At 67.9% G+C, this 25,605-nt stretch carries 25 protein-coding genes; 16 read left to right on the top strand and 9 right to left on the bottom strand.

What is annotated here, in order from left to right:
- Positions 1–63: 63 nt before the first annotated feature.
- On the bottom strand, positions 64–495 hold the full coding sequence (locus ACIHA7_RS31775; RefSeq protein ID WP_107656084.1) for an SRPBCC family protein: 432 nt from the start codon (positions 493–495) through the stop codon (positions 64–66).
- 149 nt (positions 496–644) lie between these two features.
- On the opposite strand from ACIHA7_RS31775, the gene ACIHA7_RS31770 reads away from it, so the two are divergent.
- The 7 genes from ACIHA7_RS31770 to ACIHA7_RS31740 all read left to right on the top strand — a co-directional run bounded on the left by ACIHA7_RS31770 (position 645) and on the right by ACIHA7_RS31740 (position 6,398).
- Entirely contained in the window at positions 645–962 is a 318-nt protein-coding gene (locus ACIHA7_RS31770) for a hypothetical protein (RefSeq protein ID WP_397294631.1), read from the top strand.
- A gap of 210 nt (positions 963–1,172) precedes the next feature.
- Positions 1,173–2,564 carry a sensor histidine kinase gene (locus ACIHA7_RS31765; protein WP_397294630.1) on the top strand — a complete coding sequence of 464 codons (1,392 nt, stop codon included), beginning with the start codon at positions 1,173–1,175 and terminating at the stop codon, positions 2,562–2,564.
- Positions 2,564–2,989, top strand: a complete 426-nt coding sequence (locus tag ACIHA7_RS31760; protein ID WP_135236777.1) for a roadblock/LC7 domain-containing protein — start codon at positions 2,564–2,566, stop codon at positions 2,987–2,989. The genes ACIHA7_RS31765 and ACIHA7_RS31760 overlap by 1 nt, the downstream gene beginning before the upstream one ends.
- Positions 2,986–3,339, top strand: a complete 354-nt coding sequence (locus ACIHA7_RS31755) for a DUF742 domain-containing protein (protein WP_397294627.1) — start codon at positions 2,986–2,988, stop codon at positions 3,337–3,339. Before ACIHA7_RS31760 ends, ACIHA7_RS31755 begins: the two co-directional genes overlap by 4 nt.
- Positions 3,314–3,919, top strand: a complete 606-nt coding sequence (locus ACIHA7_RS31750; protein WP_397294625.1) for a GTP-binding protein — start codon at positions 3,314–3,316, stop codon at positions 3,917–3,919. Before ACIHA7_RS31755 ends, ACIHA7_RS31750 begins: the two co-directional genes overlap by 26 nt.
- A complete protein-coding gene (locus ACIHA7_RS31745; protein ID WP_397294623.1) occupies positions 3,916–5,157 on the top strand; it encodes a cytochrome P450 in 1,242 nt (413 codons plus the stop codon). Before ACIHA7_RS31750 ends, ACIHA7_RS31745 begins: the two co-directional genes overlap by 4 nt.
- 11 nt (positions 5,158–5,168) lie before the next feature.
- Positions 5,169–6,398 (top strand): cytochrome P450, encoded by a 1,230-nt coding sequence (locus ACIHA7_RS31740; protein WP_397294620.1) that lies wholly within the window; start codon positions 5,169–5,171, stop codon positions 6,396–6,398.
- A gap of 45 nt (positions 6,399–6,443) precedes the next feature.
- Here the strand turns inward: ACIHA7_RS31740 and ACIHA7_RS31735 are convergent, their stop codons facing one another.
- Complete coding sequence (locus tag ACIHA7_RS31735) at positions 6,444–7,256, bottom strand: SAM-dependent methyltransferase (protein WP_397294618.1); 813 nt, start codon at positions 7,254–7,256, stop codon at positions 6,444–6,446.
- A 197-nt stretch (positions 7,257–7,453) separates the two neighbouring features.
- On the opposite strand from ACIHA7_RS31735, the gene ACIHA7_RS31730 reads away from it, so the two are divergent.
- Positions 7,454–7,828, top strand: coding sequence for a VOC family protein (locus ACIHA7_RS31730; RefSeq protein ID WP_397294616.1), 375 nt, complete (start codon positions 7,454–7,456; stop codon positions 7,826–7,828).
- A gap of 10 nt (positions 7,829–7,838) precedes the next feature.
- On the opposite strand, the gene ACIHA7_RS31725 is transcribed toward ACIHA7_RS31730, so the two are convergent.
- Positions 7,839–8,942, bottom strand: a complete 1,104-nt coding sequence (locus ACIHA7_RS31725; protein WP_397294615.1) for a glutamate--cysteine ligase — start codon at positions 8,940–8,942, stop codon at positions 7,839–7,841.
- 281 nt (positions 8,943–9,223) lie between these two features.
- On the bottom strand, positions 9,224–10,141 hold the full coding sequence (locus ACIHA7_RS31720; protein ID WP_397294614.1) for a cupin domain-containing protein: 918 nt from the start codon (positions 10,139–10,141) through the stop codon (positions 9,224–9,226).
- Between the two features lie 131 nt (positions 10,142–10,272).
- Here ACIHA7_RS31720 and ACIHA7_RS31715 point away from each other — a divergent pair, with 131 nt between their 5' ends.
- The 4 genes from ACIHA7_RS31715 (at position 10,273) to ACIHA7_RS31700 (ending at position 15,654) form a co-directional block, all read left to right on the top strand.
- Positions 10,273–11,127: an alpha/beta fold hydrolase gene (locus tag ACIHA7_RS31715; RefSeq protein WP_397294612.1), complete on the top strand. Its 855-nt coding sequence runs from the start codon at positions 10,273–10,275 to the stop codon at positions 11,125–11,127.
- A gap of 78 nt (positions 11,128–11,205) precedes the next feature.
- Positions 11,206–12,780, top strand: coding sequence for a Na+/H+ antiporter (locus tag ACIHA7_RS31710; protein WP_397294611.1), 1,575 nt, complete (start codon positions 11,206–11,208; stop codon positions 12,778–12,780).
- Positions 12,781–13,100: 320 nt separating this feature from the next.
- Complete coding sequence (locus tag ACIHA7_RS31705; RefSeq protein WP_397295531.1) at positions 13,101–14,378, top strand: ABC transporter permease; 1,278 nt, start codon at positions 13,101–13,103, stop codon at positions 14,376–14,378.
- A 148-nt stretch (positions 14,379–14,526) separates the two neighbouring features.
- Complete coding sequence (locus ACIHA7_RS31700; RefSeq protein WP_397294609.1) at positions 14,527–15,654, top strand: acyl-CoA dehydrogenase family protein; 1,128 nt, start codon at positions 14,527–14,529, stop codon at positions 15,652–15,654.
- A 121-nt stretch (positions 15,655–15,775) separates the two neighbouring features.
- Here the strand turns inward: ACIHA7_RS31700 and ACIHA7_RS31695 are convergent, their stop codons facing one another.
- Positions 15,776–17,737, bottom strand: a complete 1,962-nt coding sequence (locus ACIHA7_RS31695) for a glycoside hydrolase (protein WP_397294607.1) — start codon at positions 17,735–17,737, stop codon at positions 15,776–15,778.
- 90 nt (positions 17,738–17,827) lie between these two features.
- Here ACIHA7_RS31695 and ACIHA7_RS31690 point away from each other — a divergent pair, with 90 nt between their 5' ends.
- From ACIHA7_RS31690 to ACIHA7_RS31680, 3 genes are all read left to right on the top strand, one after another.
- A complete protein-coding gene (locus tag ACIHA7_RS31690) occupies positions 17,828–18,499 on the top strand; it encodes a response regulator transcription factor (RefSeq protein ID WP_397294605.1) in 672 nt (223 codons plus the stop codon).
- Positions 18,496–19,866: an ATP-binding protein gene (locus ACIHA7_RS31685; protein ID WP_397294604.1), complete on the top strand. Its 1,371-nt coding sequence runs from the start codon at positions 18,496–18,498 to the stop codon at positions 19,864–19,866. Before ACIHA7_RS31690 ends, ACIHA7_RS31685 begins: the two co-directional genes overlap by 4 nt.
- A gap of 152 nt (positions 19,867–20,018) precedes the next feature.
- Positions 20,019–20,897: a hypothetical protein gene (locus tag ACIHA7_RS31680; protein ID WP_397294603.1), complete on the top strand. Its 879-nt coding sequence runs from the start codon at positions 20,019–20,021 to the stop codon at positions 20,895–20,897.
- Between the two features lie 57 nt (positions 20,898–20,954).
- On the opposite strand, the gene ACIHA7_RS31675 is transcribed toward ACIHA7_RS31680, so the two are convergent.
- The 4 genes from ACIHA7_RS31675 to ACIHA7_RS31660 form a co-directional block, all read right to left on the bottom strand.
- Positions 20,955–21,365: an RNHCP domain-containing protein gene (locus tag ACIHA7_RS31675; protein WP_397294602.1), complete on the bottom strand. Its 411-nt coding sequence runs from the start codon at positions 21,363–21,365 to the stop codon at positions 20,955–20,957.
- Between the two features lie 11 nt (positions 21,366–21,376).
- Positions 21,377–21,751: an RNHCP domain-containing protein gene (locus ACIHA7_RS31670; protein ID WP_397294600.1), complete on the bottom strand. Its 375-nt coding sequence runs from the start codon at positions 21,749–21,751 to the stop codon at positions 21,377–21,379.
- A 323-nt stretch (positions 21,752–22,074) separates the two neighbouring features.
- A complete protein-coding gene (locus ACIHA7_RS31665; protein ID WP_397294598.1) occupies positions 22,075–23,316 on the bottom strand; it encodes an MFS transporter in 1,242 nt (413 codons plus the stop codon).
- On the bottom strand, positions 23,316–23,957 hold the full coding sequence (locus ACIHA7_RS31660) for a GntR family transcriptional regulator (protein ID WP_397294597.1): 642 nt from the start codon (positions 23,955–23,957) through the stop codon (positions 23,316–23,318). Before ACIHA7_RS31660 ends, ACIHA7_RS31665 begins: the two co-directional genes overlap by 1 nt.
- Positions 23,958–24,356: 399 nt before the next feature.
- Here ACIHA7_RS31660 and ald point away from each other — a divergent pair, with 399 nt between their 5' ends.
- Positions 24,357–25,463, top strand: a complete 1,107-nt coding sequence (gene ald / locus ACIHA7_RS31655; protein WP_397294595.1) for an alanine dehydrogenase — start codon at positions 24,357–24,359, stop codon at positions 25,461–25,463.
- The last annotated feature ends 142 nt before the right edge of the window (positions 25,464–25,605 follow it).

Below are 25,605 nucleotides of genomic sequence, written 5' to 3'. Positions count from 1 at the left end.
GAGCCCGAGCGACGCAGAGAGGAGCTCCGTGTGGAAGCCGGCGCTGCTGTGGCGCAGCCTATTTCAGGCGTACAGCGCCACGAACTTGTCCAGCGACCGCTCGATATCGCCCTTGACCGCCCGCGCCACCCCGGCACCGATGGGCCCGAACAGCGGTCTGCCGCCGAGCTCGATATCGACGGTCACCTCCGAACCGTCGCCCTTCGGTGCCACCAGCAGTTCGAGACCGAGCTTGGTGCCGCCCTTGCCCGCACCGGTGAGCAGCAGCCTGCGCGGCGGTTCGGCGGCCTTGACCGTCCAAGTCACCCGATTCCGCAGCCCCTTGACCGAGGCGACACCGACCAGCTGGGTGCCGACGGTCAGCTGCTCGGGCACCTCGCTGCGCCAGGCCTCGTGCATCGTCAGCCACTTGTCGAGATCGGCCAGGTTGGACGTGTGCGACCACGCGTCCTCCGGCGAGATCGGCACATCCACGGAGACCTTCAGCTTTGCCATGGCCGCATAGTATCCGGTACCACGGGTTCGGCGTAGTTGGTGCGGGCCGAAGCGGGTCCGCGCACCCGCAGACACCTCCCGGCGCACTGTGCGCGGAACCTTTGGGCGCGGTCCGGCGACATGTGAGCAATCTTCGGTGTGGTGGCTCGGTGGACGACTCGGGTGCCACAGGCCTAGAACAAACTGGACAGGCCAGCAAACTTCCGCGCGGAAGTAAACCGAATGCCCTGTTCTGTCCGGCCTTTCCGGACTGCCTGGCGATAGGCATGGTTGACAGCGCGCGCGTGATATGCGGCACCATTGATAGATCGGATGATCTGTCCTTTACCGCGACATCGGAAACGTCGCTGGTCAACGCGTGGCTAGCGGCCGTGATCGCCAGTGGCGCAGCATTATTGCGCATGGCGCGGCGTCCGTCATGTGTTGTCTGCAAACGCAATGATGTGACCGGATCTGGCGAGAACTAGTTGCATTGCTGCTAATGTCGGTCCGTCGGGTTCTGGTAACTGTTCGGACACAATCTGTTGTTCGGCGGTTGCCGGTCCTCCGACGTGGACCAGATCCGACCAGGGTGTGCTGGTCGGCGTCGCGAGGAAGGCGAGACGAACCACCATGACCGACAGTCGATTCCTCGGCGCCAATCGACGACGAAAGAACTGATGAATCAAGATATCGCCGTGGTGCTTTCATGGGTCCTCGCCGCCGCTCTCGTAGTGGTGACAGCGGTGGCGTTGTACGCAGTGCATTACGCCAAACAGCAGCGAACCAGAGCCGAAGCACTCAGTAGAGAGCAACGAGCCGCCGAAGAAGCCGTCGAACGCTTCGCGACGACCACGATGCCGTCGGTAGCCGAGTCGATCAGACGTTTCGACAGCCCAGCCCCTACGGTCGAAGTGCCGCCGGGCCTGGAGAACTCGCGCATCGCGCAGGTCTTGCGGTGGATCGCCGAGCGTTACGCCGACGACCTGAGCCTATTGCGGTCCGAGACCAGGGAACACGCGAACCACGAGGCGCAGCAGGCGATCAAGGCCGCCGAGGAGGCGGTGCGCACCGAGGTGTCCAACGCGTCGAGACAGGCGACCAGTGCGGCCGTGCGCTCGTTCGGCACGTCGGTGGTCAGTCTCGGCGCCGACGTCAGCCAGGTGGTCAGCGCCGCGCTGCGCGAGCACCGCAAGGACGAGGTGTACGAAACCCTCACGCGCATCGACCACACCGTGCAGCAGATGATCCGGCAGGCGCAGTCCTACGTGATCGTCTGCGGTGGCCTGCCCGGTAGGCGCTGGCCCGCCCAGTCGCTCACCGACGTCGTCGGTGGCGCGGTCGGCCGCGTCCGCGACTATCTACGGGTGCGCCCCGGCCAGCTCGACCGGGTGGTCATCAGCCGTGCGGTGGAGCCGCTCGTGCACACGCTGGCCACCCTGCTGGACAACGCGCTGCGCTACTCCCCGCCAACGTCTTTCGTGGACGTCACCTTCCAGGAGGGGCACCACGGCGTCACCGTGATCATCGACGACGCGGGCGTGCGGATGAACGCCGAGCAGATGGAGGAGGCCAGGCAGGTGCTCGCGCACGAGCGCTCGGTCGACATCCACCAGCTCGGCCCGGCGCCGAAGGTCGGCTTCCCCGGCATCGCCGCCTTGGCCCGTCGTTACGGCTTCACCGTCTACATCGACGGCCCGAACGTGTACGGCGGCATGCGTGCGATGGTCTACATCCCCGAGGCCCTGCTGATGACCCCGCAGCCCGGCCAGGATGCCACGCCCGCGCGCGAGGTCGAGGTCCCCGCCGAACCCGTTCCCGCTGCGGTCACCGCGAGCCCCGCGCACAGCGCACCGCAGAGCGAAGAGCCCAGTGAGAGTGAGCCATTCGCCGTGCACGAGATCACCAGCGGCGGCTTACCGAAGCGGCGCCGCCGGACGGTCGCGCTCGCCCCGGTCGGGCCGCGCACCGAACCAGGCCTAGCCCGGCCCGATGTCGCCGCAGCCTGGCACACGGGTTCCAAGAGCGGCCGCGCAGCCGCCACCGATCAGTCCGATAACTCCGATCACACGGAAGGGATGACACCCTGATGGCCACACCCGTGACCGACAGCAGCAACAAGCTGGGCTGGCTACTCGAAGACCTCAATGTCCCGGGCGTCAGATTCGCGGTACTGCTATCCGAAGACGGGTTAAGGATCGCGCACTCGGCCGGCATCGAGCGCGACCAGGCGGAGCGTTTCTCCGCGGCCGCGTCGGGCCTGCGGTCACTGGGTAAGGCCCTCGGGGAGTTCTGCGGCGAGGGCGACAACGGTGTGCGGCAGAACATGACCGAGTACGACCAGGGCATGATCCTGATCACCGCCGCCGGTGACGGCGCGCTGCTCGGGGTGGCGACCACCCCGGAGATCGACGTGGCGCTCATCGCACACCGGATGAACGAACTCGCGGGTCGGGTCGGGCACGAGCTGGGCAGCCAGCCGCGCAGGCGAGTCGATGGTGGCGAATTGCCATGACACCACGGTCCCGGCGTGATCCCGATTTGGTTCGGGCATACGTGCGCACCGGGGGACGTACGCGTCCCACCCGCGAGTTGGACCTGGTCACATTGGTCCGTGCCGCAAAGGACCCGTCACCCGGTGTCGCGCCCGATGCACGCCGGGTCATGAATCTCTGTAGCCGCAGGGGCACGCTATCGATCGCCGAGATCGCCGCGTACCTCGACCTGCCGCCGTCCGTCGTGAAGATCGTCGCGGCCGATCTGATGGACGGCGGACACCTGGTCACACCTACCCCGGCGGAAAACCTGCCGGAGATCGCTCTGCTCGAGGAGGTACTTAATGGGCTCCGTGCTCTCGCCGTCTGATCGAACAGTCGACTATGTGCCGGAGACCGTTACCCGTTCCGTAAAGCTGTTGGTGGCAGGCAATTTCGGTGTCGGCAAGACCACCTTCGTGAGCAGCGTCTCGGAGATCGAGCCGCTGCGCACGGAGGAGACGATCACCGAGGCCAGCGTCGGCGTCGACGACATGATGGGCCTGCCCGGTAAATCTCAGACCACCGTCGCGATGGATTTCGGTCGCATCACGCTGAATCCGCAGCTCGCGCTCTATCTGTTCGGCACGCCGGGCCAGCAGCGGTTCGTACCGCTGTGGGAAGAGCTGGCCCGGGGTGCGCTCGGCGCGCTGGTGCTGGTCGACACCAGGCGCATCGAGAAGTCCGACGAGGTGCTCTCGGTGCTCGAGGAGCGCGGGGTGCCGTATTCGGTGGCGGTCAACCAGTTCGAAGGTGCCAAGCACTTTCCGCTCGGCGAGGTCCGTGACGCACTGGACTTGACGCCCGACACCCCGCTCACTTCTCTGGACGCGCGTGATCGAGGCACCTGCTTACGGTCGCTGATCACGCTCGTCGAATTCCTGTTCTATCGTCAGGAGTCACGTCTTTGAGCACGTCCTCGCGTTCCTGCCCGGTCCTACACGGTTCACCGATCGACACCGATGGTCCCCGGGTTTCGCTGTACTCCGAAGAGTTCGCCGCCGACCCGCACCGCGCCTACCGCGAGATGCGCCGCCAGTACGGCTCGCTGGTGCCGGTGAGTCTCTCGCCCGACGTACCCGCCACGCTGGTGATCGGTTACCACACCGCGTTACGCATCCTCAACGATCCCGAGCATTTTCCGGCCGACCCGCGCACCTGGCAGAAGGGGGTGGCCGGGGAGTGCCCCATCCTGCCGATGCTGGAGTGGCGGCCGAACGCGCTGCGCAGCGCGGGCCTGGAACACGAGCGCTACCGGCAGGCCAACGTGGCCGCCATCGCCGGCGTCGATCTGCACAGTCTGCACGCCACCGTCGAGCGGATCGCGATCCCGCTGATCAACGCGTTCTGTCAGGACGGTGCCGCGGACCTGATCAGCCAGTACGCTTTTCCGCTCACCTTCGCGGTGCTCAACGCCACGCTCGGTTGCCCGCCGGACATCGGCCAGCAGGTCGCGACCGGGATGGCCGCGATCTTCGAGGGCGTCAACGCGGACAAGGGCAATGCGATGCTCACCGACGCGCTGTTCGAACTGGTCACCACGAAGCGCAGGGAGCCGGGCGACGACATCACCTCTCGACTACTCGCGCACCCCGCCAAGCTCGACGACGTGGAGATGATCCACCAACTGGTCACGTTGTACGGGGCGGGGATCGAGCCGCAGCAGAACCTGATTGTGAACACGCTGCTGCTGATGCTCACCGACGACCGGTTCGCGGGAAACGTACTCGGCGGCAGCCTTTCGACCCGCGACGCCCTCGACGAGGTGCTGTTCACCGACCCGCCCATGGCGAACTACTGCGTGTCCTACCCGCGGCAGCCGATCTTGATCGACGGTGTCTGGCTGCCCGCGCACCAGCCGGTCGTGATCAGTATGTCCGGCTGCAACAACGATCCGTCCATCAGCGTCGGCGAATACGTCGACAACCGCTCGCACCTGGCCTGGAGTGTCGGGCCGCACTCCTGTCCCGCCAGGTCGATGGCCTACCTGATCGTGCAGGACGCCATCGACCAACTCCTCGACGCACTGCCCGAATTGGGCCTCGCCGTTCCCGCCGACGAATTGTCTTGGCGGCCAGGTCCTTTCCATCGGGCGCTGGTCTCCCTGCCGGTAGTCTTCCCTAGGTCACCACCGTTGAACGTGTTTTAGGAGGACCCCCGATGGACACCGAGCCGCTAGTCCTTGACCCGACCGGCACCGACATCCAGGGCGAGTCCGCCCGGCTGCGCGAGCGTGGACCGGCGACCCTGGTCGAGCTGCCCGGCGGCGTGCGCGCGTGGTCGATCACCGACGCCGACCTGCTCAAGCGGCTGCTCGTCGATCCGAAAGTGTCCAAAGACGCCAGGCAGCACTGGCCTGCCTTCGCCAAAGGTGAAGTGCCGCAGGACTGGCCGCTGTTCCTCTGGGTGGCGGTGAACAACATGTTCACCGCCTACGGCGCCGACCATCGGCGGCTGCGCAAGCTGGTGGCGCCCGCGTTCACGCACCGGCGCACCGAGGCGATGCGGCCGCGGATCACCCGGATCGTGGAGCGGCTGATCGCCGAGCTGGCGGCGCTGCCCGCGGGTGAAGTGGTCGATCTGCGGGAAGGTTTCGCGTATCCGGTGCCGATCGAGGTCATCTCCGAGCTGATGGGCGTGCCGGAGACGCTGAACCCGGGCCTGCGCAAGTGCGTCGACGGCATCTTCGACACCTCGCTGACTCCGGAGGAGTCGCAGGCCAACTACATGGAGATGTACCGCATCCTCGCCGAGCTGGTGGCCTACCGGCGAGAGAACCCGAGCGACGATATGACCAGTCTGCTGGTCTCGCATCGCGACGAGGACGACGGTTCCCAGCTCACCGAGCAGGAGCTCATCGACACGCTGCTGCTGGTGATCAGCGCGGGCCACGAGACCACGGTCAACCTGCTCGACCAGTCGATCTACGCGATGGTGACCCGGCCGGAGCAGCGGTCGACGGTGCTCGCGGGCAAGGTCGGCTGGTCGGATCTGATCGAGGAGTCGCTGCGATTCGAGGCGCCGGTCGCGCATCTGCCGCTGCGGTTCGCGGTCGACGACATCGAGATCGAGGGTGTGCGGATCGCCAAGGGTGAACCGATCCTGCCCGCGTACGCGGCGGCCAACCGGGATCCGAAGGTGCACGGGGAGACCGCCGACGAGTTCGACGTGACCCGGGCGACCAAGGACCACTTGGCCTTCGGGCACGGCGTGCATCATTGCCTCGGCGCGCCGCTGGCCCGGCTGGAGGCCGCGATCGCGCTGCCCGCGCTCTTCGCGCGCTTCCCGAACATGCGGTTGGCGGCGGACCCGGCTGAGCTGGGCGCCGTGGCGAGCTTCATCTCCAACGGTCACGGCAAGCTGCCGGTGATCCTGGAGCCTGCGGAGTAGCCGAGCCGCGCAACGTTATTCGAGTGCGGGGTGTCGTGGTCGCGCCTAGGCTTTGCGCGCCAAGCCGGTGACGATCAGCTGCTCCCAGACCGACAGCGCACGGTCCGGTGCCGGTGCATCGACCGGCACCAGATCCGGTCGCCAGTGCGCACAGGGCACGATGCCGGGGTCGAGGATTTCGAGGTCGCCGAACAGGGCCTCGATCTCCTGGTCGGTCCGCCAGCGGCCGCGCCCGAAGGTCGACTGGAGCTTCTCCTCGGCGACGGCGGTCTCCCGGTTGCCGCCCGAGCGGAAGTGCGAGATGTAGACCAGGCTGCCCGGCGTCAGCTGCTCGGACCAGTAGCGCACCACGGCGCCCGGGTCCTCGTCGTCGTTGAGGTGGTGCAGGATGGCGCTGAAGACGACGGCGACGGGCCGGTCGAAATCGATCATGCGGACTACCTCGGCGTGCTCCCGGATGGATTGTGGGTCGCGCAGGTCGGCCTGGAAGACGGTCGTGTCGGCGTCGGTGGCCAGCAGGGCGCGGCCGTGCGCGAGGACGATGGGGTCGTTGTCGACGTAGACCACCCTGGCGCCGGGTGCGTAGCGGTGCGCGACCTGATGCACGTTGTCCGCGGTGGGCAGGCCGCTGCCGAGGTCGATGAACTGGCGCACGCCGTCGCGGGCGATGTCGCGCACGGCGCGGACGAGGGCCTGCCGGTTGGTGAAGGCGATGGCCACCGAGCCGGGCAGGTTGTTCTTGAAGTGATCGCCGATCGCGCGGTCTGCGGCGAAGTTGTCCTTGCCGTCGAGTAGGTAGTCGTACACCCGGGCGATACTCGGCTTGGATTGGTCGATGACGTGCGTCAGGTCGGTCATGTCGTGCCCCCTCGTCCGATGCTGTTTGTCGGGTCTCATCGTAGGAGTCCGGGTATGGCGGGGTGTGCGCTTCGGCGGCGAATTGTATTTGACCACAACGTGTTTCATTCGGCGGCTGGTTGCGGAGGTATCGCCGGACGTTTGCTTGCCTGGGCGGCGGGTAGGCGATCAAGGTCCCGATTCCAAGGAGGTCATCCATGAGTTCAGACAGTTTCGTCGGCCGCCTGCGCAGTGTGGTGCTGGACTGCCCGGAACCGCGCAAGCTCGCGGAGTTCTATATCGGCCTGCTCGGCCTCGAACTGACCGGCGACGAGGACGACTCGTGGGTCGTCACCGTCGACAACGAGGGCAGGCGGATCGTCTTCCAGCGCGCACCGGAGTACAAGCCGCCGCGCTTCCCGGATCCCGAAGCGTCGCAACAGATCCACTTCGATGTCCTGGTCGACGATATCGAGACGGCCGAGCCGAAGGCGCTCGCGCTGGGCGCTGAACTGGTGCAGCCCAACGACAATGACCAGTTCCGGGTCTACGCCGACCCGGTGGGGCACATCTTCTGTCTCATGTGGCTGTAGCCCGTGCGGGTCAGCGGCACCCTGCCAACGTTGCCGACGCCAGCTCGGCCACCACATCGCCGACGTCGCGACGCTTGCGAAAAGCGTTGAGCTGCCGGATCGCTCCGTTGCCTCGGGCGAGGACGGCGGCGAGGGAGTCGGTGACCAGCTGCCGATCGCCGAGTTCGTCGAGTGCGGGACCGACGTAGTCGACGAGCTCGGCGATGAGATCGCGGGCGGGCACGATGCGGCCGCACATCGGGTCGAGCAGGTCGCCGTCGAGTCCGGTGCGGGCCGCCTTCCAGTAGGCCGCGCGCAGCATCTCGGCGCTGACCGCCGGCGCGGATCGGTGCTGGGCCAACGATATTCGTGCGGTCAGCACCGCCGCCCGCACCAGCGTGGCGAGCAGGACGGTCTCCTCGGTCGTGGCGGGCACGTCGCTGACGCGGATCTCTACGGTGGGGAAGGTGGACGAGGGGCGGACGTCCCAATAGACCATCTTCTTGTCGAGGATGCTGCCGCTGGACAGCATGATGGCGACCATGGCGTCGTAGTCGCGGGCCGACTCGAAATAGGGAGGTGGGCCCGCGCTCGGCCAGCGCCGCCACAGGATGCTGCGCCAACTGGCGAAGCCGGTGTCGGCGCCGCGATAGATGGCCGAATTCGCGGTGAGCGCCAGTAGCAGCGGCAACCACGGGCGCAGGAAATTGCTGACCTGCAAGGCGGTGTCGCGGTCGGGTACTGCTACATGGACATGGCAACCGCACAGGCCTTGCTCATGGGCGAGCATGCCGAACGAGTCGGCGATCCGCTGGTAGCGCGGGGTGTCGGTGACCGGGAACTTGTACGGAACCGTCGGCGGAATGGCGACGGCGAGCAGTCGGGCGCTGTTCTTCTCCGCACAGGCGGCGACGCCACAACGCAGGTCGCGTAGTTCCTTGGCGAGTTCGGCCGAGTCGGTGTGCACCTTGGTGCTGGTCTCCACCTGGCAGCGGGTGAGCTCGAGTTGCAGATCGATGCCGAGTTCGGCCGCGGTTCGTGCGACCTCGACGTTCTTCGCGGCGGGCGCACCGGTTTCGGGATCGGCGAGCAGGAATTCCTCTTCGACGCCGACTGTCGCCGCGGCTGCGTCCATGGCGGGGGAATACCCATCATTCGAGGTCGTACGCGTGTCGCGAAGGGGCGGAGAACACCGCGAGACCGGGCGGTCTCGCGGGTCTCCGCAGTAGTACGTGCTCGAGTTGCCGGGTCAGATACCGATCACGTCTAGCATCACACGTACCCAGTGGCTGACCATCCCGATAATCATCGGACTCTCCTTTCACCACCTCGTCGGAACTGCGTCGTAAGCACCAGATTGCCGCAGTGCGGCGCACCCCAAACGGCGATCGACCGGACGTCCACCGGACAACTCGTTCACCGCGCTGTCAGCTTGCGCCAGCGTTGCGGGGCGTCGCCGTAGCGGCGGTGGAAGGCGCGGCTGAACGCGGCATCGGAGGTGTAACCCACGTCGGCGGCGATCCGCGACACCGGGTCGGTGGTGGAGCGCAACAGTTCGGCGGCGCGGTCGAGGCGGCGCTCGGTGACGTAGGCCGAGGGGGCTCGCCCGAGCAGCCGGGTGAAGCGCTCGGCGAAGGCCGAACGGGACATTCTGGCTTCGCCTGCCAGCGTGCTGACGGTCCACGGCTTGCTCGGGTCGCGGTGGATGGCGGCCAGGACCGGTCCCAGCGCCGGGTCCATGGCCGCGGTGAGCCAGCCGGGTTGAGCGTCGTTGCTCGCGAACCAGGCGCGCAAGGTATGGATGAACAGCAGATCGAGGACACGCGAGATCATCACCGCGGCACCGGGATTGGGGTTGGTCACCTCGATGAGCAGCACCGGCAGGATGGCCGCGAGCCACGGCCGGTCGCCGGGGCTCGCGGGAATGTGGATCGCCGGGGGCAGCACCGATAGCAGTGGAGCGGCGATGGCCTCCTGGACCGCGAACGTTCCGGTGACCCAGCGTGGCGCTTCGGGGTCGGCGAGTTCGGTGTCGAGGCGGAAGGTGTCGGAGTCGCGCAGCGGTCGCGCGGTCGCGCCGGTGCCGACCTCGAGCGAGTGTCCGTCGCCGCAGCCGAGCAGGACCAGGTCGCCAGGGCCGAGCAGGATCGGTGGGCGGTCGCCGACGCGCAGCCGGATGGTGCCGCGTTCGACGATGTGCAGCAGGCGGATTCCGTCCGGGATGGTCACCTCGAAGGGCGGCGGTGGCGCGAAACGGACGACCGCGTCGCCGTGCAGGCGGACGGTCTCCAGGATTTCCGAGAGTGCGTCGAGGTTCTCGGCCTGGGTGAACACGATCGAGGCTCCTGGAGTTTCGGCAAACTATCTCGGCTTCTGAAGCATAGCTTTTGCCTGATTGTCCACCTACCTTGGAGCTTGCTCGCCGCGAGAGTCCGTAGTCCCATTATCGAAGGGTTCGAAAAAGCATGCGTAACAACAGGTCCCGCGCCCGTGCGGCCGGTCGTGGCTGGCGCGGCGCCGTACTCACGGTCGCCGCGCTCACGCTGGGTATGAGCGCGACGGCGTGCACCGCCTCCGCCGACAGCGACCCGAGTCCGGCGCCGGGCGTGAACAAGCCGGGCGTGCTGCTGGTGCACGGTGCGTTCGCCGACGGATCGAGCTGGAGCAAGGTCGCCGCGCAGTTGCAGCGCGACGGGTATCAGGTGACGACGGCGGCGGTGCCGCTGCGCGGGCTCACCTACGACGCGGCCTACATCCGCAGCGTGCTGGACGGACTGCCGGGCAAGACGATTCTGGTGGGTCACTCCTACGGTGGGGCCGTGATCACCAATGCCGCAACGGGTTCGGCGAAGGCGGCGGGGCTGGTGTACGTGGCGGCGTTCGCGCCGGATCAGGGCGAGCCGGTCGGTGCGCTGGACGCGAAGTTCGGTGGACCGGCGACCAAAATTGGTGTACCGCACGACTTTCCGCTGCCCGGTGGTGGCGTCGGTCAGGAGCTGACGGTCGCGCCGGACAAGTTCCACGACAACTTCGCTCAGGATCTGCCTGCGAACGAGGCGGCGGTGCTCGCCGCGGCGCAGCGGCCGATCGCGGTGACCTCGTTCATGGAGCCCAGCGGGGCCCCGGCGTGGAAGTCGCTGCCGAGCTGGGCGCTGGTGGCCAAGGACGACCGGATGATCCCGGCCGACGGACAGCGGGAGATGGCCAAGCGGATGAACGCGACCACGGTCGAGCAGGCCGGTAGTCACGCGGTCGCGTTGTCGCAGCCCGCGACGGTCACCGAGCTCATCGAGACCGCGGCGGGCACCGTCCAGCCCTGAGCGCAGGTACGAACGCATTAGCGTTTCTCAGGGTGACGCACTCGCGTTTCTCAGGTCCGGTCAGCAGACTGCGTGGGCGTGAGTCATCTGGAGTTGCCGTTTCTCGTGCTGTTCGGCACGATCCTCGCCCAGCCGCTCGGTCGGCGGCTCGGCGTGGCCCCGGCCGTGCTGATGACGGTGTTCGGCTGTGTGCTTGCCTTGATCCCGGCGGTGCCCGATGTCCGGGTCGCGCCGGATCTGATTCTGCCGCTGCTGCTTCCGCCGCTGCTGTACGCGGCGGCGCGGCGCACCTCGTGGCGGACGTTCGCGCAGAACTGGAGTGCGATCGCGCTGCAGGCGTTCGGGCTGGTGATCGCTACCGCGGTCGTGGTGGCGGTGGTTGTGCACCTGTGGCATCCGGCGGTGCCGCTGGCCGTGGCGTTCGTGCTCGGCGCGCTGGTGGCACCGCCGGACCCGGTGGCCGTCGGCGCGCTGGCCGGGCGGCTCGGGCTGCCGCGGCGGCTGGTCGCGGTGCTGGAAGGCGAGGGGCTGTTCAACGACGTCACCGCGATCGTGCTGTACGGGATCGCGGTGCAGGCGGTGGTCACCGGGCAGTTCTCCGCCTGGTCGGCGGGGCTGGACTTCGTGGTGTCGGCGGTGGTCGGTGTCGCGGTCGGGTTGGTGTTCGGCTGGGGCGGCAGTCGGTTGATGCGGCGGCTGGACGAGGCCGCGTGGCAGGTGGCGCTGGGTTTGGCGCTGCCGTTCGCGGCCTATCGGCTGGCCGAAGCCTGGGGTGGCTCGGCGGTGCTCGCGGTGCTGGTGTGCGCGTTGTATCTGACCGACGCGGCCGGCGATTTCGGTGACAGCGATTACCGGCTGGTCGGCGACTCGTTCTGGGCGATCGTCGAAATGCTGGTCACCGGCGTCGCTTTCGGGCTCATCGGACTGGAGTTGGCCACCGTGCTGCGCGACGTCGGCCCGGAGTGGCCGCGGTTCCTGGGGGTCTCGGGTGCGGTGATCGGCGCCGTCGTGGGGGTGCGGCTGGTCTGGTCGATGGGGACGTGGGCGGTGTTCGGTCGCTGGTGGCGGCGACGAGAGGCGGACGAGCCATATACCTGGCGGGAGACCATGGTCACCTGGTGGGCGGGGCAGCGCGGGGTGGCCACGGTGGCGTTGGCCTTGGCGGTGCCGCTGACTACCGAGTCGGGAGCCGCGTTCCCGTGGCGCAACGGGATCCTGTTCACCGCCTTCGCCCTGGTGCTTTTCACGCTGCTGATCCAGGGGCCGACGCTGTCGCTGGTGGTGCGCGCGACGGGAGTTCGAGTCGACAGCGCGGCGGAGCGGTTGATGGAGCGGCAGCTGTGGACCCGGATTCTGCGTGCAGAGCTCGCCCGGCTGCAACAAGTCGCGCACGCCGAGGGCCTGCCGGACGAGGTGTACGACCGATTGCATGTCGGTATCGAAAGACGATTGGCCAGAGCCGACCCCGAAGCGGCCGACGACGCGAAGGCGGCGGCCGAGGGCAGTTTCGGCCTGAATCGCAAGCTCGATCGGATCAATCAGGCGGTGCTGGCGGCGGGGCGTACCGAGGCGATGGCCGCGCGGCGGGAACCGGGGGTGCCGCCGGATCTGGTCGATCGGGTGATGCGGCGACTCGACCTGCGTTCGCCGTAGCATTGCGCAGTGCTACCGGTCTCGCTGTCGTGGTGATGGGCGGTAACGCACAGTGATGGCGGCAGGGGCGCTGACCTTGTGCAGGTTGATCGGGCTGCACCTGTCGCCAGCGGGCCATTGATTGCGCATCGCCAGCGAATCGCCGGGGCGGGCGACACGCGGACTTCGGCTGGTGCAAGGGGTGTGGGCCGCCTTCGCATCCCTGTAGCAAACAGTCCGGCGCAGCTCCCTGAAGGTGGCGCGGTCTGCTGCTACCGTCCGACACCGTGACTTCGGACAGCGTGGAAGCAGCCGGCTCGGACCGCCGCCTCGGCCTGCGCATGTGGCTCCTGCCGGTGGCCGTGCTCGGCGTGTTCATGGCGCTACTCGGCACGATGTATCTGGCGTACGTGGTCGATCCGGAAGAGAACATGCACGACTTTCCGATCGCGCTGGTGAATCAGGACGTCGGCGACACGATCGGCGCGCCGGGGCAGCAACGGCGGGTGGTCTTCGGCGATCAAGTCACCGACGGCCTGAAAAGGGCGGTGCCCGCGGACAAGATCGACTTGCAGGTGGTCTCCGCCAACGAGGCGTCGCTGCGTATGCAGGACAACAAGGTGTACGGCACGATCCTGATCCCGAGCGACTTCAGCAAACGGCTGGGCATCCTCGGGGTGGGTAGCGTGATCCCCGGTGATATCGAGCGGCCGATCATCGCGTTGCAGACCAATCCGCGCAGCGGCGCGTTCGTGACCGAGATCGTCACACAGATCGGTACGCAGGCACTCGATCAGGTGAATACGCAGGTCGGCCAGCAGCTCACCGAGCAGGTGCGGGCGCAGCTGACGCCCTCGCCCGGCGGGCCGCCCGCGCCCGAACTGAGCGGCGCCAGCCGGGTTGCGCTCGCTGAACCGCTGCAGATCGTCACCGAACCGTTCCATCCGCTGCCCAGCGGCACCGGGCAGGGGCTCACGGCGTTCTTCTACGCGCTGCTGCTCTTGCTGGCCGGGCTGGTCGGCTCGATGACCATCCACACGATGATCGACGCGCAACTCGGCTTCGTGCCCACCGAGTACGGACCGTGGTTCGTGCACTTCCCGCCGACGCCGATCTCGCGCTTCCACACGCTGCTGATCAAATGGGGCGTCATGGTGGTGACCGCGAATGTTGTTGCGGGGGTGTTCCTTCTCGTCGCGAAGGCGCTCGGCATGCCCGTCGACCACCCGCTCGGGCTCTTCCTCTACAGCGCGTTGGCCATCATCGCCGTCGGCGTCACCGGGCTGTCCGTGCTCGCGGCCGTGGGATCGGCGGGCCTGCTGATCAACCTGATCTTGTTCATCATTCTCGGGCTGCCGTCTTCCGGCGGCACCGTGCCGATCGAGGCGACGCCGAAATACTTCAGCTGGCTCGCGTCCTTCGAGCCGATGCACCAGGTGTTCCTCGGCGTGCGCGCGATCCTCTACTTCGACGCGAGCGGTCCGGCGGGGCTCAGCCGGGGCGTCTGGATGGCGGCGCTCGGACTGGCCATCGGTCTCGTGCTCGGCGTGGTGATCACCCGCTGGTACGACTATAAAGGCCTGCGCCGCAGCGGAACCGGTCAACCGGTAGCGCAGTAGCACGTCAGGCGGGGATTCCGGGCCGGAGCAGTGGTCGTGCCCGGCTTGTCCGTTCCCGCCTCGGCGGGCGGAGGTTCTGCGTACCCTGGGTCGGCGAGTCGCCCGGCGACCACAGGTCAGCCGAACCCCTTCGACCAGAGAGCGTTTCGTGACTACTGCCCAGTTTGCTTTTCCGGTCCGCGATGTCGAGCGCAAGGTGCTCGACCGAGTCGCCGAGTTGGCGGAGGGGTTTCGGGCCGTCGCGGCCGAGTACGACGAGCGGGCCGAGATCGCGGTGGCGCACCTGACGGCGCTACACGACGCCGACCTCGATCGGGCGGTGTTACCGGAACACGTCGGCGGGCTCGGGCTGAGCTACGCGGCGCTCGGGCACGTGGTGTGCGTGCTGGCGAAGGCGGATCCGTCGACGGCGACGATCTGGACAATGCATGCGGGGGCCGGTGTCGCGCTCGCGGAGTTCACCAAGGAGACACTGGGCTCGTTCTTCGCCGAGGAGTTCCTCGCGGGGAAGCGTTTCGCCAACGCGCTGTCCGAACCCGCCAGCGGGAACCGGTTTCTCAACCCTCAGCAAGATGCTGTCGCGGTGGCGGGCGGTTGGTCGCTGACCGGGGCGAAGCGATTCGTCTCCGGATGCGAGATCGCCGAGTACCTGTTGGTGAACGCGCGGGTCGACGAGGCGCCTGCGTTCTTCGGAGTGGTTCCCGACGCGACGGTGTCGACCATCCCGATCTGGGACACCCTCGGCCTGCGGGCGACACGCAGCCAGCTGCTGTCGTTCGACAACACGCTGCTGCGCAGCGAATACCGTGGTCGGGCACCAGGTTTCGGAGATTTCGCGGTCATCCAGGCCGGGCTACCCGCCATCTCGCTCGGCATCGCCGACGCCGCGCTGGACGCGCTGGTGCAGCACGCGCAGTCGCGGGTGATCCTCGGTAAGCCGTTGTCGCATCAGCAGTGGGTGCAGTACGAGGTCGCCGACGTGCAGATCAAACTGGCGGCAGCGCACGCACTGTACGAGCGGGCACTGTGGGAGGCGGACAACGGGATACCGAGCTTCTTCCCCGAGCTGTCGCGCGCGAAGTATCTCGCCAACAAGGTCGCCGTGGACGTCGCGCAATTGGGTGTGCGGGTGGGCGGTGCGTCGGGTTATCTCAAACAGTCGCCCATCCAGCGCCACCTGCGTGACGCCGAGGCGGGCCAGCTGATGGCGTACTCGACCGAGGTGCTCGCCGGCGAGATCGGCAGGTCGGTGCTGGGCGTGCCGGAAGGCGAGTAGTGGTCGGCTGCGGGCGTGCGACCCGGTGCCGGAGGGCACCGGGTCTCGTGGCTTGCGCGGTGATCTCCGCGGCAGCCGGACTATTGCCACGGCACATTGTTGGAGTCGTGCCGTAGCGCAGTTATCTCCCCGGGCAGAGTCGTCTTGGCGCGCCGTCGGTTCCGAGCTGAGCGTCGACGCACCCTGCGGGCAGATCGCCGTAGGCTCGGGGGCCGAAGTTGGCGGTGACCGTCAGTGTGCCGTCACCGAATGTGCTGCGTTGCACCAGATGATCTGCGGTGAGCCACTGGAAGTCGGTCATCGGCGTCGCGGCGGCTGCCTCGTGTAGCGGTGCGAAATACTGTTGCAGGCGGGCGATTTCGGCACTGTGGGTGGTGAGTTGCTCCTGGTCCAGGACGAGGTTCAGTGGGGTGTTGTTCAAGATCGAAGTCAATGCGCGCATCGTTTGTTGTTGCGGCAGTTTGTAGTACGGCAGTTCCCAGCGGTCCAGGTTGATCACCGAGTCGTGCAGCACGGTTTCATACAGCGGGACCCGGTAGGCCGGATCGAACATGGCCTTCGCCACCGGCGCCGGCAGTTCGGCGGGCTGGAAGAAGTTACGTGGAGCTCGCGCCGGTGCCCAGCCGCCCCAGGATTGCTTGTCGCGCTCGGCTTGCCACAGCAGGTCCGAGACCGGCGTCTGGGAGCCGTGGCTGTAGGCGAGTACTGAGCTCGCCCACGCGCCTGCGGACTCCGAGCCGAGCACCTGCTTGCGGTCCTCGGCCAGGGCGCGCATGCGGGCCAGCCGGTTGGTGCGGTCCTGCTGCTGGTTCATCGGGTGGTCGGGGCTGTAATCGTCGAAGAATTCACCCGCGGCGTCGACGTCGAGGAAGTAGGTGTTCGCGCCGTTGGCGGTGATGCCTGCGTACCTGTCGGCGAGCAGGCTCGGCTGCTGGGACAGTGCTTGGGAACTGAGGTAGCAGCCGCGACCGCCGAAGCCGGTCTGCGGCTTGCCGTCCGCGTCGTGCACGCAGCCGGTCGGCCACAGCGGGTCAGGCCAGCGGGAGCTCGGGTTGTCGGCGGTGGCCGGGTCTTGGGCGTTGGCGTACGAATCGTAGGGTCCGGCAAGGTATCCGGCCTGCTTCGCGGCGTCGATGGCGTCGGGGGGCATCGGGTCGTCGCCGGCGTCGTAGCCGAGCCACATGCGGGTCAGGCCGAGATCGCGCATCGTGCGGATCGCGTCGGGGGTGCGGCCGTCGCCCCAGAGGTAGGCGTGGAAAGCGCCGAGCAGCTTCGCGATCGCGGGGTTCTGCCGGATCTTGTCGGTCAGGGAACGGAACTGGCCGTGTTGCCTGAGCCAGGCGCGGTAGTCCTTGGCCGCGGCGACCGGGGAGGCGTCGGTCAGGGCGAAAGTGACTGTGTAATCCCGGGTATCGGCTCTGGCTGCGAAATCGTGTTCGGCTGTCGCGCGGAGTTTCCCATCGACGGAGTCCACCGTCAGCGTGGTACCGATGTCGGTGGGGGCGAGGTAGCTGACGCCGCGCTCGCCGATGCGGTATCCCCAGAACGGCATGGTCAGTCCGGAGGTCAGGTCGAGGGGATTGCCGACAAGGGTGGCGTCGGGGGAGTTCCAGAACGGGTCGTCGACGGGGAGCGACAGTCCCTCGCCGCGGGGGAGCTGGAGGGCGGCAGCGGCGGGGTCGGTGCCGGTGACCGGCCAGGCGAGTCGTTCGTCGCGGTCGCTGTGCAGGACAACACGCAGGCGGCCGTCGGCAGCGTCGGCGGCGGCGGTCAAGCCCCTGTCGGGGTAGGTCCAGGTGGCCAGGTCGCCGGTGATCCGGATCGGGCCTGCGGGGCCGAGCGCGGGCGCTCCTGCGGAGATGGTGACGCGTGTGCCGTCGTCGATGACCCCGGTGATAGCCAGTGATGCGGTGTCCACCTCCGTCTGGCCGCCGGCGATCGGTACGAGGACGTGGTCGCCGCGTTGCTGTGGTCGTGTGCTGTCGGCGTTGCTGTCGCAGGCCGTGACGGTCAGGCCGGCGATCAGCAATACGGTGGTGAAGGCGATCCCGCGGTAGGCGAGTTCGATGCTGCGACGTCTCATGCTCGGCACGTTGCCGAAGCCGGATGAGAGTTCGATGAGACGACATGCGGGTCCCCGGCCTGCGCGGATCCCATCCGTAGTATCCGGAAGATGCGCGTGTTGGTGGTGGACGACGAGGACGCGGTCCGGACGGCGCTGGTGCGCGCGATGGACAGCGAGGGCTACGAGACCCGCGCCGCGGGAGACGGTGCGGCCGCACTCGCCGTGATCCAGCGGTGGCAGCCGGAGGTGGTGCTGCTGGATGTGCTGATGCCGTTCCTGGACGGGCTGACCGCGTGCAGGCAGTTGCGGGCGCGGGGCGACCGCACGCCGATCTTGATGCTGACCGCCCGGGACGCGGTCGCCGATCGGGTGGACGGGCTCGACGCCGGCGCGGACGACTACCTGGTCAAGCCGTTCGACCTGGACGAACTGCTGGCCAGGGTGCGCGCGCTGGTCCGGCGGACCTATCCCGACGACGGTGCCGTGCTGTCCTGTGCGGATCTCGTCATGGATACCACCGCGCACGAGGTTCGCCGGGGCGCCCGGCTCGTCGAACTCAGCCGCACCGAGTTCGCGCTGCTGGAGGTGCTGCTGCGCAATGAAGGCCAGGCGTTGCCGCGGGAGACGCTCATCGACCGCGTTTGGGGGGCCGGGGTGGGCTCGACGTCGAACTCGCTCGAGGTCTACATACGGTATCTGCGGCGCAAGCTGGAAGCCGACAACGAACCCCGGCTGATCCACACCCTGCGTGGTATCGGCTACCGGCTGGCCCCGCCGTGAGGCTGCCCGGTTCGCTGCGCGCTCGTATCGCGTTGTTCTGCGTGGTCGCTATCGCGGTCGCACTGGCGGGGATGGGGGTGGCGGCCTACGCCGTGGTCGCGCATGAGCTCGACCGCTCGCTCGACCTCGGGCTGCGCCGGGAAGCCACCCGGATCAGCCGCACGGTCACCACCGACCCCGAGGTGGCCACCGCGTCCGGGCCGTGCCGGTACCTGACCGCGCCCAGCTGTGTACAGGTGGTGGGCGCGGACGGGCGGATCGAATCCGAGCACGACCCGGACCAGCCGCTGCCGGTCGACGCCGCTACCGCCGCGGTCGCGGCAGGCACGCGACCGGCGTACTTCAGCGATATCCGGCTGGACGGGTATCGGCTCCGGATGTATACCGCGCCACTGCGTTCCGGTAGTGCGGTGCAGGTCGCGCAGCGCGCCGACCCCGTGGATACGAGTCTTCGCCGCGTCGCCTACGCCCTGCTAGCCGCGGCGGCGGTCGGGACGTTGCTCGCCGTCGGGGTGGGGTTCGCTGTCGCTCGTCGGGCCGTCGCGCCGGTCACCGCGGTGACCAGGGCCGCCGAGCGCATCGCGAGCACCAGGGACCCGCGCCAGCACATCACCGTCACCGGGCCCGACGAACTGCGCAGTCTGGCAAGCAGTTTCAACACGATGCTCGACGAGCTCGATCAGGCGCTGACCGCCGAGCGGAACTCCCGTGCGGCCCAGCACCGTTTGATCGCCGACGCCTCGCACGAACTGCGCACACCGCTGACGGCACTGCGCACCAATATCGATCTGCTGCGCCGGGCCGCCCGCCTCAGCGGCGAACAACTCGACGAAACGGCGTCCGCCTTGCGTATCCAGTCCGAGGAACTCTCCGGTCTGGTCACCGATCTCATCGACCTCGCGCGCGCCGACGACCCGGCCGCCGCGGCGGAAGCCTTCGAGGATCTACGGCTCGACCTGCTGGTAGCGGACTGTCTGCGGACCGCTGAGCGGCACTGGCCGACACTGACATTCGCCGCCGAGCTCGAACCCGTCACCATCAGCGGCGCGCACGCTCGGCTCGTGCGCGCCATCACCAACCTGCTCGACAATGCCGCCAAATTCAGCCCGGCCCAGGGTGTTGTCCGCGTTGTGTTGCGGCACAACGCATTGACGGTCCGCGACCACGGGCCGGGGATACCGCCGCAGGACCTGCCGCATATCTTCGATCGCTTCTACCGCTCCACCACCGCGCGGGCGAAGCCCGGACACGGTCTCGGCCTGGCGATTGTCCAACAGGTAGCGGCTCTGCACGGCGCCGAGGTCGCCGCCGAATCCGCTCCGGGCGGCGGCGCGCTGTTTCGGCTCAGCTTTCCGTCGACGGACTGAGCCACCGGAGGATTTCCGGTCACTCGGAAATCCCCAGATTTGCCGCTGGCGTGCTGGTCTCGGAAGGAGAAATATAGGCGTGCAACCGCCAGCGGGAGCGGCGATTCGAAGCCGGGCCGCGTCCGCTGTTCGCCACGAGATGGGAGCGGCCTGTGCACGACGTCACCGATACCCCGGAGGCACCGCTCGGTGCGGGCACCGATGAGCTCGCGGAGCGCTATACCTGGGAGATCGTCCATGACGGGGTGACCGTTGATTCGGGGGAGAGCCGACTAGGCGAGCCGCATCCGCTGACCGGCAGCACCGCGGGGCAGTACTACGAGGTCGCGTGCGGACTGTTCGAGCAAGCCTGCGACACGGTGGTGGAGGAACACCGGTACGAGGTGATGATGGCGCGCGTCGACGGCAACCCGGAACCGCGCCCGGTCACCGTGGTCACCGTGCTGCTGCGCTATGCCGACGGCAGCGTCGCGATATCCATGACAGCTCACCCGCGGCATCGGCCGATCACCGACAAGGACATGACGGAGTACCGCGAATACCTGGAATGGGCCGAAGAAGACCACCGCCGCTTTCTCCAGCGTAAAGCGCTGAGCGACGAAACATTCGATCTCCCTTGGGAATCCGCCGAAGAGGAGTGGGCCCCGGACGAAACGGTCGATCAGGCCGACCCACGGCTGAGCCGAATCGCCGAACTGGAGGGCGAAGCCGCCGACATCCGCGCCGAGGTTTTCGACCCCGACCACTGCCGGGAACTCCGATTCCGGGCCGATGAGAAGCTACGTGCGGCGCACGCCGCCGCGGTGGAGGCGGCGGCGAGCGGGGACGACACGGCGCTGGCCGCGGCCGAGCGGGAAGTTCTGCGCCGGACCGAACGTCTCGCCCGGTGGACGACGCTGCTCGCCGAAACCACTGCCGCTTACCTCCAGGCCGCGGCGCTCGACGCGGAGGCCGCTCAGGTGCGGCGCGCGATCCAAGCCGACACTCACGAGGCCGAGGCCGCGGCCGGATTGCCGGGCGACGTCGAATAGTTGGGCGCGACGCACTGTTTCCGGTGCCTACCGAGAGATCGGTAGGCACCGGGTAATTCACAGCGCCAGTAGCGCGCGGTGGCCGATACGTGGATCTGCCAACGGGCGCAATGCGATTCGCATCAAGGCGAGGGCGTTGTCGTCGCCCGCGATACGGTTCGCTTTCAGTGCCCCGCACGCGAGACACTGGTGGACCAACTGCCATTCGCCGTCGTCGCGGGCGGACATGCTCACCGCATCCATCCGGCCACGGCACTGCTCGGCGCGGTCGCCGGGGACGCGCCGGTCCACGTGGCGGCTGGACAGGCAGTGTGGGCAGTGGTTGCGGTGTGCGGTGCCCGGTGCGGTGATCGGCACGTCCATGCGGCAGCCGACGCAGCGGAACGCATCGCCGGATTCGCCTGCGCGACCGTGCAATACGTCCTTGGTGCGTTGTGGGCGGCGGACCGCCGGTTTCCTTCGTGGCATGTCGCACCTCCCTACAGGTCGCCGAAAACTTCGAGTGGGAACGGTGGTTCGGCGAGCGGGCGGACCGCCATGCGCATCAGGATGAGCTGGTTGTCGTCGCCGCACACGGGGTGCAGCGCCAGCTCGTGACAGCGGGTGCAGCGGTGCACCACGGCCCATTCGCCGGTGCGCAGCACGGCAATCGAGAGCGGCGCCATTCTGGCGCGGCAATCGGAGGTGCCACCCTCGACGTGGTCGTGGGTGTGCCGTGAGTTGAGGCAGCTCGGGCAGTGGTTACGCCAGCTGTTGTCCGGCGCGAGCGTGGCCACGACGAGGCCGCAGCGCACGCAGGTGAAGGTGTCGGTACGCAGCGAAGCGCTGGGACCGGGAGAGGTGTTGTCTGACACCCGGATTACTCCTTTGCTGAGGGCTTGATGCAGTAACAGCAGGAGCAGGCCGAGCGCGCCTCGCGAGTATTTAGCGGCTGTGGGCGGTGCGGGCGTGGGCGGAACCGGTGCGGCTCGGCGCCACGCGGGGAGGCGCGCTCGGCGCGGTCCGGGTCATAAACACTCTTTCTTCCGTGGGCCGTCAGCCCGGGTAAACCGATCTCTCAGGCGCTCTGCCAGCGCGGCGGCAACCGTAGCAACGGGCAGGTCGCTGTCGCCACTGATTTTGCGGGCGCGGTCGCGCAGATCTGTCGGCCCCGGCGATCTCGGCTACCGGGGTCGGCCTATTCGGAGGTCGCTTGCGGGGCAGCGCGGTAGTTCCGGAGGACGAGCGTGAGGCTGGCTGCCGCCGCGAGCGCCGCAACGGCGAACATCGACGGGTAGCCGAAACCCACGTCCTCGTGCAGGAACGACAGCAAGGCCGGCACGCCGAAGCCCAGATAGCTCACCGAGTAGAACACCGCGGTCAACCCGGCCAGATCGGCTGGAGTGGCGATGCGTTCGATCTCCTGGAGTCCGGCGACCATCCCGATGCCGTAGCCCGCGCCGAGGATGACGGCCGTCGCGAGGGTCGCCCACAGCGTGAGTGCGCCGGAAGCCCAAGCCGCCGCGATCATTCCGCAGGTGACGAAGACGAGGGAGACGACCGCTGCGCGTGCGGTGCCGGGTTTGTCGATCCGCCGGGCCACGGACTGTATCGCGAAACCGCAACTGAGCGTGATGACTCCGACGAGTGCCGAGAACGCGATCGGTGCACCGTTGATGTGTGGCGCCATCAGTGTCGGCATGACCGCGTATGCCGTGCCGGCCGAGGTGAACAACCACAGTGCGACCGGCAGTGCCACGCAGCGGAATCGGCGGTGCCCGGCCGCAGGGACCTTCAGGTCATCGCGCAGGCGACCCGGATTCTCGTGGGGGACTATCGTTTCCGGAGCCCGCGCCACCCATAGTGCGGCGACGAGGCACAGTGCGACATTGATCAGATATGCGAGTGTGTTCGGCCACGGTGCCCACTGGGCGAGCAGTCCGGCGAAGCCCGCGCCGACCGCGAAGCCGCCGGTGAGGCTCATGGCCGAGCGACGCGCCCCGGTGCCGCCGGGGAGTGCGGGACCGAACGGTGGTTGCGCGAGCTCCTTCAACCAGCTGCTGCCGACCGCCATGGCCAGTCCGAGCGCAACCCCGCACAGCACCCGACCGGCGGAAAGTGCGGGCACAGCGGCGGATCCGAAGGCCAGCAGCAGCGAGCCCGCCGCACTGATCAGCGGGGCGGGACGCAGCAACGCGCGGCGGCCGTACCGGTCCGACAGCGGTCCGCCGATCAACAGTGCGGGCACGATGCCGAGCACGTAATAGAACAGCAGCAGATCCACCGTTGTGACGGGCAGGCCGTGGCTTTTGTACATCACCAGCAGCGGGGTGAATTCGTTGCCGCCCCAGGCGATGGCGAACATCGCGGCGGCGACACCCCACCAGGCTTTCGGGGTAGCCCGGGTGGTGGGCCGGGCCGCGGTGGTCAGCGTCGTCATCACAACCCCCGTAGCTCTAGCTGGTGCACGCCGGAGAGATGCTCGGCCAATGCGGTGGCGAAGCGGTCCACCTCGCCGGCTTCGATCAGGCCGGCCAGGTGCGCGTGCTGCTCGATGATCCGGTCGATATCGATCGGCCCGCGGCGCAGCGCGACGCTGTTCATCCGGCGCTGCCGCTCGCGCAATGAGTCGTAGAAGCTCGCCAGCAGCGGGTTGCCCGCCGCGATTACATACGAGCGATGGAAGTCGGTGTCCACCAGGGCGAACTGGTCGAGGTCGCCTGCGGCGGCCAGCTCGCGTTGCCGGTCGAGCGAGGAACGGAACAGCGACGACAGCGCCGTCCGGTCGGTGCCGGCCAGCGCACGCACGGCGGCTGCCTCGACGACGTAGCGGGCGTAGGCGACATGCTCGGCCTCGTCCGGCGGGATCGGCACCACGAGCGCGCCGCGCTTGGGGTAGAGCTTCATCCAGCCTTCGGTTTCCAGCCGCAGGAACGCCTCGCGCACCGGGGTCCGTGACGTGCCGAGCTCGGCGGCTATCTCACCCTCGCTGATCAGTTCGCCACCGGACAAACCGCCGGTCAGGATGCGTTCCTTGACCTCGCGGTAGGCATGCTCGGCCGATGAATACGTCTTAGACACAAGTTGTATCTTAGGTAGGAATAGGCGCGAACCGACTGTGAGGTTTGTTACCGCTCGAGTGGTGGGTAGTTGGTCGATGCGTTCGTGCGTCGGACCCCACGCCGGTCGGTGAGATGCATACCCGAGGTGCCGGAGGGCTGTGGGCGATCCGCGGCTGATGGTGCGGGAGCCTGTGGCGGTTTCGCTCCGGCCTGCTGTCGAACATTTTTCGGGCGGAACCCGCCACGGCGGATCTGTTCTGAGGATTCCACCACGCATCGGCTAGTTCGAAGAATTATCTTCATATATATAGACCTGATCTTGCATGATCTTCATAATTTGAGCTGTAACGGTCCATATTATGCGGATCGACTATCGACATCCATCGACAGTGACATCCATCGACATTCAGGAGCGCAGGTGAAGATCGGGGTCCCCCGCGAGGTCAAGAACCACGAGTATCGGGTTGCGATCACCCCGGCCGGTGTGCACGAGCTCGTCTCTCGCGGGCACGAGGTGTACATCGAGACCGGTGCCGGTCGCGGGTCGGCGTTCGAGGACGAGGCATACACCGTCGCCGGTGCGCGGGTACTGAACTCCGCCGACGAGGTGTGGGGCACCGCCGAACTGGTGCTCAAGGTGAAAGAGCCGGTCGCCGAGGAGTATGCGCGGATGCGGGAAGGGCAGGTGTTGTTCACCTACCTGCACCTGGCGGCCTCCAAGGAGTGCACCGATGCGCTGCTGAGCTCGGGCATCACCTCGATCGCTTACGAAACGGTCACCGGCCGGGACGGATCGCTGCCGCTGCTGGCCCCGATGAGTGAGGTCGCGGGCCGGCTGGCCCCGCAGGCAGGCGCCTACCACCTGATGCGCAACGGCGGCGGCCGTGGCGTGTTGATGGGCGGCGTGCCCGGCACCCCGCCCGCCAGCGTGGTCGTGATCGGCGCGGGTGTCGCGGGCGGCAACTCGATCGCCATCGCGCACGGCATGCGCGCCGAGGTGACCGTGCTCGACCTGAACATCGCCCGGCTGCGCGAGATCGACGCGCAGTACAAAGGGCAGGTGCGGACCATCATGTCCAACCGGCTCGAAGTCGAAAAAGCCGTGCGCGAAGCCGATCTGGTGATCGGCGCGGTGCTGGTGCCGGGCGCGAAGGCGCCGACGCTGGTCTCGAACGACCTCGTCGCGCAGATGAAGCCGGGTTCGGTGCTCGTCGATATCGCCATCGATCAGGGTGGCTGCTTCGCCGACTCGCGCCCGACCACGCACGCGGACCCGACCTACCGGGTGCACGAGTCGGTGTTCTACTGCGTCGCCAACATGCCCGGCGCGGTGCCTTACACCTCGACCGTCGCACTCACCAATGCCACGCTGCCGTACGTTGTTTCGCTGGCCGAGCACGGCTGGCGCGAGGCAGTGGCGGCGGATCAGGGCCTGGCGAGCGGTCTCAGTACGCATGGTGGTGTGCTGCTGTCCGCTTCGGTCGCGGCCGCACACGGTTACGCGGCCGAAAGCCTGGTTGCGTAACACGTTTCGCAGGGGCGGGGGGGGCGGGGGGGGGGGGGGGCCCCGCGCGGGGGGGTGGGTGGGGGGGGGGGGGGGGGCGGCCCCGGCCCCGAGGGCGGCCCGGCGCGCCCGCTGAGATTGTAGCAACCGGTGGGGAGGTGTG

Origin of the sequence: Nocardia sp. NPDC052316 (genome assembly GCF_044547795.1) — a bacterium.
GTDB lineage: Bacteria > Actinomycetota > Actinomycetes > Mycobacteriales > Mycobacteriaceae > Nocardia.
Note: the sequence above shows the minus strand (reverse complement) of the source record. Positions and strands in the feature narration are given on the sequence as shown.